This is a genomic window from Tenacibaculum sp. M341, assembly GCF_004337695.1.
Taxonomy (GTDB): Bacteria; Bacteroidota; Bacteroidia; order Flavobacteriales; family Flavobacteriaceae; genus Polaribacter.
The window spans coordinates 69,476-83,480 of record NZ_SJXJ01000014.1 but is presented as its reverse complement, the minus strand read 5'-3'; the positions used below and the strand labels follow the sequence as shown (position 1 = coordinate 83,480).

At 30.3% G+C, this 14,005-nt stretch carries 12 protein-coding genes; 5 read left to right on the top strand and 7 right to left on the bottom strand.

Features of this window, described 5'->3' with window-relative positions; genetic code table 11:
* Window positions 1–4: 4 nt before the first annotated feature.
* Window positions 5–1,012 carry an aspartate-semialdehyde dehydrogenase gene (locus EYW44_RS15740; protein WP_132724789.1) on the bottom strand — a complete coding sequence of 336 codons (1,008 nt, stop codon included), beginning with the start codon at window positions 1,010–1,012 and terminating at the stop codon, window positions 5–7.
* 173 nt (window positions 1,013–1,185) lie between these two features.
* On the opposite strand from EYW44_RS15740, the gene trhO reads away from it, so the two are divergent.
* Window positions 1,186–2,226 carry an oxygen-dependent tRNA uridine(34) hydroxylase TrhO gene (gene trhO, locus EYW44_RS15735; RefSeq protein ID WP_132724787.1) on the top strand — a complete coding sequence of 347 codons (1,041 nt, stop codon included), beginning with the start codon at window positions 1,186–1,188 and terminating at the stop codon, window positions 2,224–2,226.
* A gap of 46 nt (window positions 2,227–2,272) precedes the next feature.
* Complete coding sequence (gene dinB, locus EYW44_RS15730) at window positions 2,273–3,352, top strand: DNA polymerase IV (RefSeq protein WP_132724785.1); 1,080 nt, start codon at window positions 2,273–2,275, stop codon at window positions 3,350–3,352.
* On the opposite strand, the gene EYW44_RS15725 is transcribed toward dinB, so the two are convergent.
* The 6 genes from EYW44_RS15725 to EYW44_RS15700 all read right to left on the bottom strand — a co-directional run bounded on the left by EYW44_RS15725 (window position 3,349) and on the right by EYW44_RS15700 (window position 10,427).
* Window positions 3,349–5,289, bottom strand: a complete 1,941-nt coding sequence (locus EYW44_RS15725; protein WP_132724783.1) for a tetratricopeptide repeat-containing sensor histidine kinase — start codon at window positions 5,287–5,289, stop codon at window positions 3,349–3,351. The genes dinB and EYW44_RS15725 overlap by 4 nt on opposite strands.
* A gap of 9 nt (window positions 5,290–5,298) precedes the next feature.
* Window positions 5,299–6,042 (bottom strand): LytR/AlgR family response regulator transcription factor, encoded by a 744-nt coding sequence (locus EYW44_RS15720; protein WP_132724781.1) that lies wholly within the window; start codon window positions 6,040–6,042, stop codon window positions 5,299–5,301.
* A 465-nt stretch (window positions 6,043–6,507) separates the two neighbouring features.
* Window positions 6,508–7,290 carry an enoyl-CoA hydratase/isomerase family protein gene (locus EYW44_RS15715; protein WP_132724779.1) on the bottom strand — a complete coding sequence of 261 codons (783 nt, stop codon included), beginning with the start codon at window positions 7,288–7,290 and terminating at the stop codon, window positions 6,508–6,510.
* A gap of 7 nt (window positions 7,291–7,297) precedes the next feature.
* On the bottom strand, window positions 7,298–8,710 hold the full coding sequence (locus EYW44_RS15710; protein WP_132724777.1) for a sensor histidine kinase: 1,413 nt from the start codon (window positions 8,708–8,710) through the stop codon (window positions 7,298–7,300).
* Window positions 8,711–8,761: 51 nt separating this feature from the next.
* On the bottom strand, window positions 8,762–9,274 hold the full coding sequence (locus EYW44_RS15705) for a hypothetical protein (RefSeq protein WP_132724775.1): 513 nt from the start codon (window positions 9,272–9,274) through the stop codon (window positions 8,762–8,764).
* A 10-nt stretch (window positions 9,275–9,284) separates the two neighbouring features.
* Entirely contained in the window at window positions 9,285–10,427 is a 1,143-nt protein-coding gene (locus tag EYW44_RS15700; protein WP_132724773.1) for a DNA polymerase III subunit, read from the bottom strand.
* Window positions 10,428–10,552: 125 nt separating this feature from the next.
* Between EYW44_RS15700 and EYW44_RS15695 the strand changes: the two genes are divergently transcribed.
* The 3 genes from EYW44_RS15695 to EYW44_RS15680 all read left to right on the top strand — a co-directional run bounded on the left by EYW44_RS15695 (window position 10,553) and on the right by EYW44_RS15680 (window position 13,983).
* Complete coding sequence (locus tag EYW44_RS15695) at window positions 10,553–10,789, top strand: FeoA family protein (protein ID WP_132724771.1); 237 nt, start codon at window positions 10,553–10,555, stop codon at window positions 10,787–10,789.
* Window positions 10,782–12,878 carry a ferrous iron transport protein B gene (gene feoB / locus EYW44_RS15690; protein WP_132724769.1) on the top strand — a complete coding sequence of 699 codons (2,097 nt, stop codon included), beginning with the start codon at window positions 10,782–10,784 and terminating at the stop codon, window positions 12,876–12,878. Before EYW44_RS15695 ends, feoB begins: the two co-directional genes overlap by 8 nt.
* A gap of 166 nt (window positions 12,879–13,044) precedes the next feature.
* Complete coding sequence (locus EYW44_RS15680; protein ID WP_132724765.1) at window positions 13,045–13,983, top strand: hypothetical protein; 939 nt, start codon at window positions 13,045–13,047, stop codon at window positions 13,981–13,983.
* Window positions 13,984–14,005: the final 22 nt, after the last annotated feature.

Genomic DNA, 14,005 nt, shown 5'->3' with positions numbered 1-14,005 from the left:
TAAATTAAGCGGAAACCGCTTCATTTACTAAATTATGAGAAACCAAATACTCAGCTATTTGAACAGCATTCGTAGCAGCTCCTTTTCTTAGGTTATCTGAAACCACCCATAAATTTAATGAATTTGGTTGAGATAAATCCCTTCTAATTCTTCCAACAAACACATCATCTTTACCTTCTGCATAAAAAGGCATCGGATATTGGTTGTTTTCAATATCATCTTTTACAACTACCCCTGGTGTTTCAGATAAAAGCTTAGTAACATCAGTTAACTCGAACTCATTTTCAAACTCAATGTTTATAGCTTCAGAGTGACCACCTACTACAGGAATTCTAACCGCAGTTGCAGTAATTCCAATACTAGCATCATTTAAAATTTTATGCGTTTCTCTTACTAACTTTAGCTCTTCTTTAGTGTAACCAGCATCTTCAAAAACATCGCAATGAGGTATTGCATTTTTATGAATCTGGTACGGATAAGCCATTTCTCCTTCTACGTTATTAAACTCATTTTCTAATTGCTCCACCGCTTTAACTCCAGTTCCAGTAATTGATTGATAGGTTGAAATAACCAACCTTTTCATATTATATTTTTCATGGAGAGGAGCCAATGCCACAACCATCTGTATTGTTGAACAGTTTGGATTAGCTATAATCTTATCATTTTCTGTTAAAGCTGACGCATTAATTTCTGGCACTACCAGCTTCTTTTCTGGATCCATTCTCCACGCAGAAGAATTATCTATAACTGTTGTACCAACTTCAGCAAACTTCGGAGCCCACTCTAAAGAAGTGCTTCCTCCTGCTGAAAATAAAGCTATATCTGGCTTCATGTTTACTGCATCTTGTAAACCTACTACCGTATAGGTATTACCTTTAAATTGCATTTGTTTACCTACGGAACGCTCTGAAGCAACTAAAATTAGTTCACTTACTGGAAAATTACGTTCTGCTAAAACCTGCAACATTACATTACCTACCATACCAGTTGCACCAACTACCGCTACTTTCATATCATGTGTTTTTTATTATAAATACAAATTTCAACAAAAAAAAATAAATACCAATTTTATAATTGAAAAAAACACACAAATTGTTTAAATTTAAACAAAATGATTTTATACCATTAAAAACTAAAAAAATAGTACATTTGCATCACGAATTTTTTAACTTAAAATAGTATAGCATGCAACTGTACAACAAGTTAAGCGCCGAAGAACGCGCTAAATTAATTGATGAAGCGGGTAAAGACCGCATCACTATTTCTTTTTATCAGTATTTCAAAATAGAAAATCCTCAACTTTTTAGAGATAAATTGTTTATTGAGTGGAATGCTTTAGATGTATTAGGTAGAACCTACGTGTCTTATGAAGGTATCAATGCTCAAATTTCTGTTCCTGCAGAAAACTTTTTAGCTTTAAAAGACCAACTAGACAGCATTTCTTTTTTAAATGGTATTCGTTTAAACGTTGCCGTTGAACAAGACAACAAATCTTTCCTAAAACTAAAAGTTAAGGTAAGGAAAAAGATTGTTGCCGATGGTTTAGATGATGATACTTTTGATGTAACAAACAAAGGTGTTCATTTAACCGCTGTAGAGTTTAACAAAATGCTTGATGATCCTAATACGGTTTGTGTGGATATGAGAAACCACTATGAAAGCGAAATAGGACATTTTAAAGGCGCTGTTACTCCTGATGTAGATACCTTTAGAGATTCTTTAGATATTATTGAAGAAGATTTAAAAGAACACAAAGAAGATAAGAATCTTTTAATGTATTGTACTGGAGGAATCCGTTGTGAAAAAGCCTCTGCTTATTACAAACACAAAGGTTTTAAAAACGTTTTTCAACTAGAGGGTGGAATTATTGAGTACACTAGACAAGTAAACTCAGAGAACTTAGAAAACAAGTTTATTGGTAAAAACTTTGTTTTTGACCATAGAAGAGCCGAAAAAATTTCTGATGATGTAATTGCACATTGTCATCAATGTGGAAAACCTTGTGACACTCACACCAATTGTGCGAATGAAGCTTGTCATCTTTTATTTATTCAATGTGATGAATGTGCTGAAAAAATGGAAAACACTTGCTCAGTAGAATGTCAAGAAATTATTCATTTACCTTACGAAGAGCAAAAGGCTTTGCGCAAAGGAAAACAAGCTAGCAATAAGATTTTCAAAAAAGGACGATCTGAGAAATTGAAATTTCAGAAGTCAAACACATAAAACAATAAAAAGTTCTCTTTGGAGAGCTTTTTTTTATTTTTATAACATGGATTTAGAACTACATCGTAAAATTATTCATGTTGACATGGATGCTTTTTATGCTTCTGTAGAACAGCTTGATAACCCTGAACTTTTAGGAAAAGCTGTTGCTGTAGGAGGTAGTAGCGTTCGTGGTGTAGTATCTGCTGCAAGTTACGAAGCCAGAAAATACGGTGTTCGTTCAGCTATGAGTGGGGTTTTAGCCAGAAAAAAATGTCCACACCTAATTTTTGTGAAACCTCGATTTTATAGATACAAAGAGATTTCAGCAAAAATTAGAGCCATTTTTTATGATTATACAGATTTAGTAGAACCTTTATCTTTAGATGAAGCTTATTTAGATGTTACAGAGAATAAAAAAGGAAATCCTTCTGCGAGTTTAATTGCTAAAGAAATTCGTGATAGAATTTGGAATGAACTTTCTTTAAGAGCTTCAGCTGGCATTTCTATAAATAAATTTTTAGCTAAAGTTGCCTCTGATATTAACAAGCCTAATGGTCAAAAAACAATTAAACCTGATGAAGTTATTTCGTTCTTAGAAGAACTACCTATTACTAAATTTTATGGTGTAGGTAAAGTTACTGCCGCTAAAATGCACAACAACGGAATTTTTAAAGGTTTTGATTTAAAACAGAGAACACTTGAAAATTTAGTTGCTCTTTTTGGAAAATCTGGAAATCATTATTATAACATAGTAAGAGGTATTCATAGGAGTGAGGTAAAACCAAACAGAATACGTAAATCTATTGCTGCCGAGCGAACCTTTTCAGAAAACCTTTCTTCTGAAGTATTCATGTTAGAAAAACTGGAAGCAATTGCTGAAGAATTAGAAAAAAGAATGCAAAAAACTGATGCTAAAGGAAAAACAATTACTTTAAAAATAAAATATAGCGACTTTACACAGCAAACCAGAAGTAAAACAACTAGTAACTTTATGCATCTAAAAAAAGATTTTTTTCCAATAATAAAGGAATTACTTTTTCAAGAAAAGCTAAAAAACTCAGTTCGGCTACTTGGCATTTCTTTTAGTAACCTAAATACTGAAACAAAAGAACCAGTTTGGGTTCAGTTACAATTTGACTTTTAAACTAATGGAATTTTTAATGAAACTCTAGTACCTATAGGTGCACCTTCATCATTTGTTAAATCGTGGTATGATAAATTAAATTCTCCTTCATAATCTTCTGCAAAAGTCTTTAATCTCTCTATTGTTAAATCAATACCTACAGATTTCCTTTTTAAGGATTTTGCTTTTTTAATTTTACCTGCTGCTTCTCTACCAATCCCATCATCTTCAATATTAATCTCTACAATATCTTTAGATATTTTACTAGCATTAAGCGCAATAGTTTTACTACCTTCTTTTGATGACAATCCATGCCATATTGCATTCTCTATAAATGGCTGCAATATCAATGGTGGAACTTTTATTGTATCTGTATTTAAATCCGAGTCTACATTTAATTTGTAATCTATTTCATTAGAAAAACGAATATTTTCAATACTCATATACAAATCCATCGTAGATAATTCTTCTTTTAAACTTACTTCTTTAACCTTAGATACATCTAAAATATTACGAATAAGCTTAGAAAATTTATTTAAGTAGTAAACAGCTTGTTTTTGATCGTTGTTAATGATATAAAGCTTTATTGAGTTTAAGGCATTAAAAAGAAAATGAGGATTCATTTGTGTTTGTAAAGCCTGCTGTTCTAATAATAATATTTTACGATCATTATTAATCAATCTTTGCCTGTAAATTGAATACAAAGCAATACTTAACAATGCAATAGTTATTAATGAAATTATTAAAATATTTCTGTTTCTAAAGAAGAGTAACGTTTTAATTTTAGATTGACTTTCTAAATAATTCAGTTCATTTATTTTAGACTGCATATTGTGTTTAGATATCAAGTTACTCACATAAGAAATACTTTGATCATCTTGAGTTCTCTTTTCTGCTATAGATGCTTTTCTGTAAAAAGCATATGCTTGTTCAACATCTTTAGTTCTGTCGTAAAACTCTGAAATTAAATACAAACTTCTAATTTCATTTTTCTTATGCCCTGCTTCTCTTGAAATAGCCAATGCATCATTTAAAAACTTTTTAGATTCATCATATCGTGCTAATTTCAATAACACCTCTCCCATGGTATTGTAAGTTCTTCCTAAGTAGTATTTATTGTCGTAAGATATTGCAGTAGGTAGGATCTTTTCAATATTCTTTAAAGCTTTTTCATAATTTTTCTTTTTGATGTATATACTTGATAAACTATTATAGCAAACAATTTTTCCGATAGTTGAATTGATTTCTTCATCTAACGCTAATGACTTCTTATAATTCTCTTCAGCTTCATCTAAAAGCATCAAATTTTCTTGAGCAAACCCAGTATTTTGATAATTTATAGCCAAACCTCTTTTATCTTGAAGTTCTTTTTGAATTTGAATTGCTTTTTCAAACTCAATTAAAGCTAAACTGTACTGCCTTAATACTAAATAAATATTTCCAATACTATTTTGAGCAATACCTATACTTCTTCTATTATCAATTGTAGGATTTTTAATTTGCTTAGCTTTTGAAAGAGATGCTTGATGATAATTTATAGCATTTCTCATATCTCCCTGTCTTCTATAGCTAACGCCAAGCATATTTAAAGACAACACCTCTACTCCAACATCTTTAATTGTTCTGGCTAGCTTTAAGGCTTCTTTATGATATTTTGCAGATTGGTCATAATTTGATTTTCTTCTAAAACAAATACCCAAGTTATTAGCAGCAAAAATTTGACCTATAACATATTTATTTCTAATACTTTTTTCATACAATTTATAATAATCATCTTCATTAAACCGCTCTTCTTTCTTTCTACTTCTATAAAGGATAGAGTCTAAAGAAAAATAATCTTTATTTTTTGACTTTACTACATCTTCAATTAAACGCTGCTTCTCATCTTCTACTTTCTCTTGAGAAAATGAAAACGCTGCTACATGAAGTAAAGAATAAAAAAATATTTTTCTAAACATTAATCTGTATTAAAATTTATCTAAAAACTCTGATTTTTTCTGGCGAGATACTGGTATTTTATGATTTTTTTCTAAAATCACATAACCATCTGTTTTGTAATACTCTTTTACCTTATCTAAATTGATAATGTAAGAGTTATGAATTCTAAAAAACTGTTTACCAGGAAGAATACTATTAACCTCTTTTAACTTTTTTGTTACTACAATTTTCTTACCATCAACCGTATGTATAGAACTATAGTTACCATCAGATTCAACACATAATATTTCCTCGGCTTTCAAAAACAAAAGCCTACCGTCAGCATTAATTACTATCTTTTTTTCTTCTAATCTCTGATTAAAACTAAATAGTATTTTTTCAAATTTTTCATTGGTATCAACATCAGATACTCTTTTAGCAAACTTTGTAATTTTCTTTAAACTTTGCTCTAAATCATCAGTATCAACTGGCTTTAAAAGATAATCGATAGCCTCTTGCTTTAATGCCTTAATTGCGTACTCATTGTAAGCAGTTGTTATTACAATAGCAAAATCTTTTTTTGGTAATTTTTCAATAAACTGAAAACCATCCATCGTTGGCATTTCAATATCTAGAAACAAACAATCTATTTTGTTATTATCAATAAATTCTAAAGCTCTGTGTGGATTTGTGAAAGTAGATAATATTTCAACCTCATCGTTGAAATTGGAAAGTTCCCAAGACAAACTCTTAATTGCTTTGTCTTCATCATCTACTATAATAGCTTTTAACATGGTTGAAAAGTTAATTTCTGCAATTTATACAAAAAAAACTACCATTCATACAAAAAAGAGGCTTTTTTTTTACCCTCACCATGTTTTTACGAAAATTTCATTTTTTATTGGGAAATAAGCTATTTTTTTGAAATTAATCTATTTTTTAAACTTGAGTCGTTTCATTTTTCATAAAAAATTTTAACTTTTTTTTATGAAAAAATTGAAAATCTTCTATAATAAGAAACAAAAAAAGTAGTTAACTCATTTTATTTTGCCTAAAAAGTATACTTTTTCACAAAAAACAAACTCAACTTACCAAAAAAGATGTATTTAGAAAATGAAACAGAAAATTCATAACTCATTTTATCTGATACTTAATGAAATCACCATCTGTTTTTTAATTTTTAACGAAATTTACTAAAACAAAAAACAGTTTAAAAAATGGCTTTTTAAACTGTTTTATTGTATGTATTGTTTGTAATACTATTTGTTTGGAAAATCTGGTTTTCTTTTTTCTAAAAATGCTGTTGTACCTTCTTTAAAATCTTCAGTTCCAAAACAAGCTCCAAATTCATTAATTTCAGACTCGTAACCATTAACTCCATCTTTAAATCCAGAGTTTATAGCTGTAATTGCTTTGCTAATAGCTACAGATGAATTTCTAACTATTTTACTTGCTATTTTTTCTCCTAAAGGCAATAACTCCTCTTGAGTAACTACATAGTTTACTAAACCATATTCTTTAGCTTCTTCTGCATTTATCATACCCGCAGTCATTACCAATTCCATTGCTTTCCCCTTTCCTATTAATTGAGGTAATCTTTGAGTTCCTCCATATCCAGGAATTACTCCTAATGATGTTTCAGGCAATCCCATTCTTGCATTATCAGAAGCTATTCTAAAATGGCAAGCCATAGCTAACTCTAAACCACCACCTAATGCAAATCCGTTTACTAAAGCAATTACTGGAGTAGATAAATTTTCTACAAAATCAAATAATAGTTCTTGTCCTTTTGCTGCTAATCTACCACCATCTTCTACTGAAAAATGAGCAAATTCAGAGATATCTGCACCAGCCACAAAAGCCTTTTCTCCACTTCCTGTAAGTAAAATAACCTTTACAGATGCATCATCATTTAATGCTTTAAAAGCATTGTGAAGCTCTTCAATAGTTGCTTTGTTTAAAGCATTTAATTTTTTTGGTCTGTTTATCGTTACAGTAGCTAAATAGTCTTGTTTTGCTACTAAAATGTTTTCGAATTCCATGAAAAAGTTATGTTTTTGGTAAAATTACGGTAAAAACTGTTCCTACACCAAGTGTTGAAGAAAAAGTTATAGTACCATTATATGCTTCTATAATGTTTTTTATCATAGGTAAACCTAATCCCATTCCACTTGTTTTAGTGGTAAACTTAGGCTCAAAAATCAATTTCTTATTCTCTTCTTCAATTCCTTTACCATTATCAGAAACTGTAATCATTACATTATTACCATCTGACTTTACTCTTACCTCTATTTCAGGAGATTGCTCACCAGATTTCATTGCCTGAGTAGCATTTTTCACTAAATTAGTTATAATACGAATTAGCTGTGTTTTATCTAAAAATGCATTTAATGATTTCTCTTCAGGCAAATAATGTATGTAATCTTCATTAAAAATATCAATTGCATGTTTAACTACATCAATTACATCTAAATTCTCTTTTCTTTGAGTAGGCATTTTGGCAAAATCAGAAAAAGCAGAAGCAATAGAACTCATAACATCTATTTGCTGAATTAAAGTTTCACTATACTCAGCTATTTTTTCTCTAATTCTTTCATCTGTAGGATCAAATTTTCTAAGGAAACTTTGTACCGTTAAACGCATTGGTGTTAATGGATTTTTAATTTCATGCGCTACTTGCTTTGCCATTTCTCTCCAGGCTTGCTCTCTTTCACTTTGAGCTAGTTTCACAGCACTATCTTCAAGCTGATCTATCATATTATTATAAGCTGCAACTAATGAATTAATTTCTGAACTTGCTGCGTTTAATGTAATTTTTTCGTTTCGCTTATTTAATCTGGTTTCTTTTATTTTTTCTGAAATAGTTTGAATAGATCTAGTAATATAGCTCGACAAGAAATATGCTAATGCTATAGCTGCTATAAACATTAAGACATACACCAATAAAAGCCTTGCCATAAACTCTTTCAATTCCTTCTTTTGCTCTTCGTTATTTTGAGCAATTTTCAACTCTAAAATTCCTATTCTCTTAAATCTAGGATCATTAATGTAAGTGTATGAAGATTGGTAGGTAATATCACCAACTCTTTTAGTTCTTAAAATTCTATAATCAGAACTGTTTGCTAGCTCTACCACTACGTTTTTAGCTAAGGGAGTTTCATCAACAGCTTCAAAACTATACGGAATAGATGATTTTAACAATTTTCCGTTCATGTCGTACATTGTAATTGTTAAGTTATGAACGTTGGCTATTTCATATATTCTATCTTGAAAAATTTTAGATAAGTTCTCTGTAGTTACCAAATAGGTTGTTTTCCTCTTTAGTTCAATATCTATATTATGCCTAGTTGCACTTTCTTTTCTTCCAAAGCGCAATAAATTATAGTCTTTAGTTTGTTCATCGTACTGATAAATAGTTACGGTAACAATTAATATAGAAGCTACCAATACCAGTAGTATCATTGATAAGAAGATTCTTATCCTTAGAGATATATTACTCAGTTTTAACACAATTTATTTGATTTTTTTCGATTTCATAAACAAGGCATCATCATACTCAGTATCATTATCCCAGTCATAGATTACCTTTCCTTCAAAACCTTCAGATACCTGCTGTATTACATACCATGCTTGTACTTGTTTTCCTCCATATGAATAATCTGTATACAAACTATCACCTTTCGTTTTCCAAGTCCCTTTAGTTTCTCCAACTTTAGAGCCATCTGGTTGCTTAAACCAAGCAGTAAAAGTGCCATCTTCATTATATTTTGATTGAGCTCTTCCGGTATTTGGTTTACTAAAATCATCTTCAAAAACATACGAACTGTCTGATTTTTGAAATGTTTTATAGTCGATTTTAATGTAAGTAGTTTCCCAATTACCAATCATAAAATCTTTTAACGGCACCATTGTATTTTCTTTTGTTTCCTCTTTGGTTGTTTTCAACGTATTGGTTTTATTTTCTTGTTTACAAGCAACAAAAATCAATCCAAAAAGCAATACTGGCACTACAAATTTTATGTTCATAATCGTTTATTTAAGAAGCCTCTTTTGTGTGTAACAATCGAGTTAATTTTATTGATAAATCTAACAAAATTATTTTAGCATTACCATTTCTTTCTATATGATATTGAGCATCATTCAACTCTTTTTCAATAGTTAGTATATTTCCACTGTGTATAAACGGAGCAAACTTTTCTAGCTTAAAGTTTGCTGTTTGTGGTGATAAAAAAACCAAATCTGGTGTTCCATAATTTAATAACAATGCTTGTCTAAAAAACTGCAAACAATACTGAATAAATTGTTTTTGAGTTTCTCTACCCGATTTTGCGATTGTTTCACTCCAACCTATTAAATCTTGAATAACAGCTGCGTTTCCTTTGGCTTTAAAAGCACTTCTAATCCAAACAATAAACCATTCTTCAAAAATTAAATCGTTAGAATCGTTATGCAATAAATGCAACGCCTTATTATAATTTCCTTCACTTTGCTGAGCAACTCGCAAAGCATTATTAGATGCCACACTTTCTTTTTCAGTTAAAGCTGTTGCAATATCATTTTCACTTAAAGATGGAAAATGTAATGCCTGACATCTCGACTTTATAGTATTAATTATCTTTCCTTCATCTTCAGTAACCAATATAAATATGGTTTTAGATGGCGGTTCTTCTATCAATTTTAATAGTTTATTTGAAGCAGCAGTATTTAATTTTTCTGCCATCCAAATAATCATCACTTTAAAACCTCCTTCATAAGATTTTAATGATAATTTTTTAACTACTTCCTCCGCTTCATCAACACCAATTTGCCCTTGTTTATTTTCAACACCAATAAACTTCAACCAATCATACAAACCACCGTAAGGTGTTTTTTCTATAAACCTTCTCCAATCTTCTAAAAACAAATCACTAATAGGATGTTTTTTAACAGAATCGTTGGTTGTTACAGGAAAAACAAAATGTAAATCGGGATGCTGTAATTTATTACACTTTATATTACAAGCCTCTTTATCATTAGAAAAATTACACAATAGCATTTGAGCATATGCAATTGCCATAGAAAGTGTTCCACTTCCTTCTTTACCTACAAAAAGTTGTGCATGAGGTATTCTTCCGTTTTCTGTAGATTTTAACAGATGCTTTTTTATGTGCTCCTGACCTATAATTTCATCAAATGTCATGCAACAAAGATACAAGTTACTAAGGTGTTGAAAAAACTAACTCTTTAGAATCGTTCTAATTTAGTATCTTTGCTTTTTAATTAATCCCGCTTCTGCGGGATTCTTTTTCTTAAATCTATTTATTTTTGAGTACAATAGCATCTTTACGTATTGGTGAATCGGCAATTATTTCTGAAGAAAGCTTGCATAATATTCCACTAAAATTATTAGAAATGGGTTGCATACCTGGGGCAGAAGTTTCTTTAATTCAAATAGCACCATTTAATGATCCTTTGTATATTAATATAAACGGAAGTCATTTGGCAATTCGAAAAGAAATTGCAGCTATTATTAAAATTACGAACGATAATTTAAATGAATAAAAAAAAGATTAAAGTATCATTAATTGGTAATCCTAACACAGGTAAAACTTCGTTATTTAATCAACTAACTGGTTTAAAACAAAAAGTAGGAAATTATCCTGGTATTACTGTAGATAAAAAAGAAGGAACTTGCTCATTAAGTACAGATACTGAAGCTATTGTTACAGATTTACCTGGTACCTACAGTATAAATCCGACTTCTTTAGATGAAAGTGTGGTATTACAAGTATTACAAAACGCTAATAACGAAAGTTATCCTGATGTAATTTTAGTAGTGACCGATGCTGAAAATTTAAAAAGGAACTTATTACTTTTTTCTCAAATTCAAGATATTGGTGTTCCAACAATATTAGCTATAAATATGGCTGATCAAATGGAGAAAAAAGGAATTTCTATTGATACTGCTACACTTGAAAAAGAATTACATACTAAAGTTGTTTTAATTTCTGCTAAGAAAAATAAAGGGATTGATACTTTAAAACAGACTATTGCTGATTTTGAATCGCTTCCATCTGTTAGCAATTTCACAAAGATTGCACATAAAGTAGATCGTGAATATTTTGAAAATCTTCAAAATACAAGTCCTGAAGAATCTTTGTATGACATCTGGTTATCATTAACGCAACAGCAGTTTTCAGATGAAAAGAAATCTAACTTCGAAGAGTTCTCTCATGATGTTTCAAAAATAAAACGATACCAACATAAAGAGACTATTTACAGGTATCAAAAGATTAATGAAATCTTAAAAAGAACTTACACAGTAGACACTAAAAAAGCTACTGATTTAAGAAGTAAACTAGACAAAATTTTTACACATAAAATATTTGGGTATTTAATTTTCTTCGGAATTTTATTACTTGTTTTTCAAGCTATTTTTGACTGGGCAACAGGACCTATGGATTTTATTGATGGCTTTTTTGGCGATTTTGCTGAGTACACAAAAACATTATTGCCTGAGGGAATGTTTACAGACTTGCTAACAGACGGAATTATTCCTGGTATTGGAGGTGTTGTTATTTTTATTCCACAAATAGTCATATTATTTGCCCTAATAGCCATTTTAGAAGAAACTGGTTACATGAGTAGAGTTGTCTTTTTGATGGACAAAATTATGCGTCGTTTTGGTATGAGTGGTAAAGGAGTTATTCCTTTAATTTCCGGAACTGCTTGTGCTATTCCTGCAGTTATGGCTACAAGAACTATTTCTGGCTGGAAAGAACGTTTAATTACCATTTTAGTAACTCCATTTACGACTTGTGCTGCTAGATTACCTGTATATGCAATTTTAATTGCCATTATAATTCCAAGCAAAAAAGTTTTCGCCTTTTTTAACTTGCAAGGTTTAACTATGCTTGGATTATACCTTCTTGGCTTTGGTTCTGCTGTTTTAGCTGCCTTTATTTTACACAAAACACTTAAGGTAAAAAGCAAATCATTCTTTGTTATAGAAATGCCCGATTATAAAATGCCTTCTTTTAAGAATGTATTTTTAGAGGTTTTTGAAAAAACAAAAAGTTTCGTTTTAGAGGCTGGTAAAATTATTTTAGCTATCTCTATTATTTTATGGTTTTTAGCTACCAATGGTCCTGCTTCATTTGATAATGCAGAAAAAACCGTTATTGAAAACATTGCTAACGCCAATTTAACTGAGGATGAGATGCAACAAAAAGTAGCCTCTGCTCAATTAGAAAACTCTTACATTGGTATTGCTGGTAAAACAATAGAACCTGTTGTTAAACCATTAGGTTATGATTGGAAAATTGGAATTGGTTTAATTACTTCGTTTGCCGCCAGAGAAGTTTTTGTTGGTACACTGGCTACTATTTATAGTATTGAAGGTGTTGAAGATGAAAACACAATTAAAGAACGCATGGAAGCTGAGATTAATCCTGAAACTGGTAAAAAAAGATTCGATTTTGCTACAGGTATGTCTTTACTTATTTTTTATGCATTTGCCATGCAATGTATGGCTACTGTTGCTATTGTAAAACGTGAAACTAGAAGTTGGAAATGGGCAATGTATCAGTTAATAGGAATGGGAGTTTTAGCATACGTATCGGCATTTATTGTTTTTCAATTATTAAACTAATATGTTACAACAAATTATCACATACTCCGTTTTGGTTTTAGCTATCGCTTTTTTAGTTAGAAAGTTTGTCTTTCCTCCAAAAGACAATGATGGTTGCGGAGGCACAAGTTGCGGATGCGGATAGCTGTATTAAAACAAAACTTTATTCAACTTTCGAAAGATTAAAATGAAACATTATCTTTTTTTGATTGTAGTCATTTGTTTTTGCTTTGCTACTAATGCTCAAAATTATAAAGGTGTTATTGGTAAGCATGAGATATTTATGAGTTTAGAAATTGATGCTGAAAATGGTGATATTTTATATGCTTATTACTTTTACAACTCTCAATTGAAAAATATTTTTTTAGAAGGCACCAATGAATCTTCTAACTTAACTCTGTATGAAACTTACTCTGATGTAGAAGATGAAAAAGAGTTGTTTAAATTAAAAATGAAAGATGATGTAATAACTGGTAGTTGGACAAATAATGGAGAAATATTACCTGTATTATTAACAAAAACTACTACAGATCTTAATTCTTATAGATTATCTAAAACAACTTTTATTAGAGATAGTATTTCAACTCATCATAACAAAGAGTTAGTTTGGTTTACAGAAAAATATTCAAAAACTCACTTATTTAGATTGGGCAATGGCTTTTCAAAAGCTGAACGTGAGTTTTTAAATCCGGTGCTAGATAGTATTCATACAAAATATGCTGGTTTTGAATTTGAATGCAATTCGCTAAGCCTTTCTATTGAAGTAGCACTAATTTCTAAAAAGTACATTAGCTTTACTGAGTATTCGTCTATTGATTGTGGTGGTGCACATCCAACACACAGAACCATTGGTTATAACTTCGATTTAAAAAATAAAAGAGTACTTGACAGACTAACAGATGTATATCCTGGAATAGACCATTATAAATTACTTAAAAATAAATATAGTAATGATGCAGATTTAGAGGTTGAATGCGAATATTTTACAGATAATAGTGATTATTGGAAATACTACACTTGGGTTTTTACCAATAACGGAGTTGATATTACTCCTTCTTACCCACATGCTATGACTCCTTGTGAAACTGCTTTTCCTATTACTTACAAAGAAATACAACTGCGTTAGGGATTGGAGTGTTTGTTGGAGC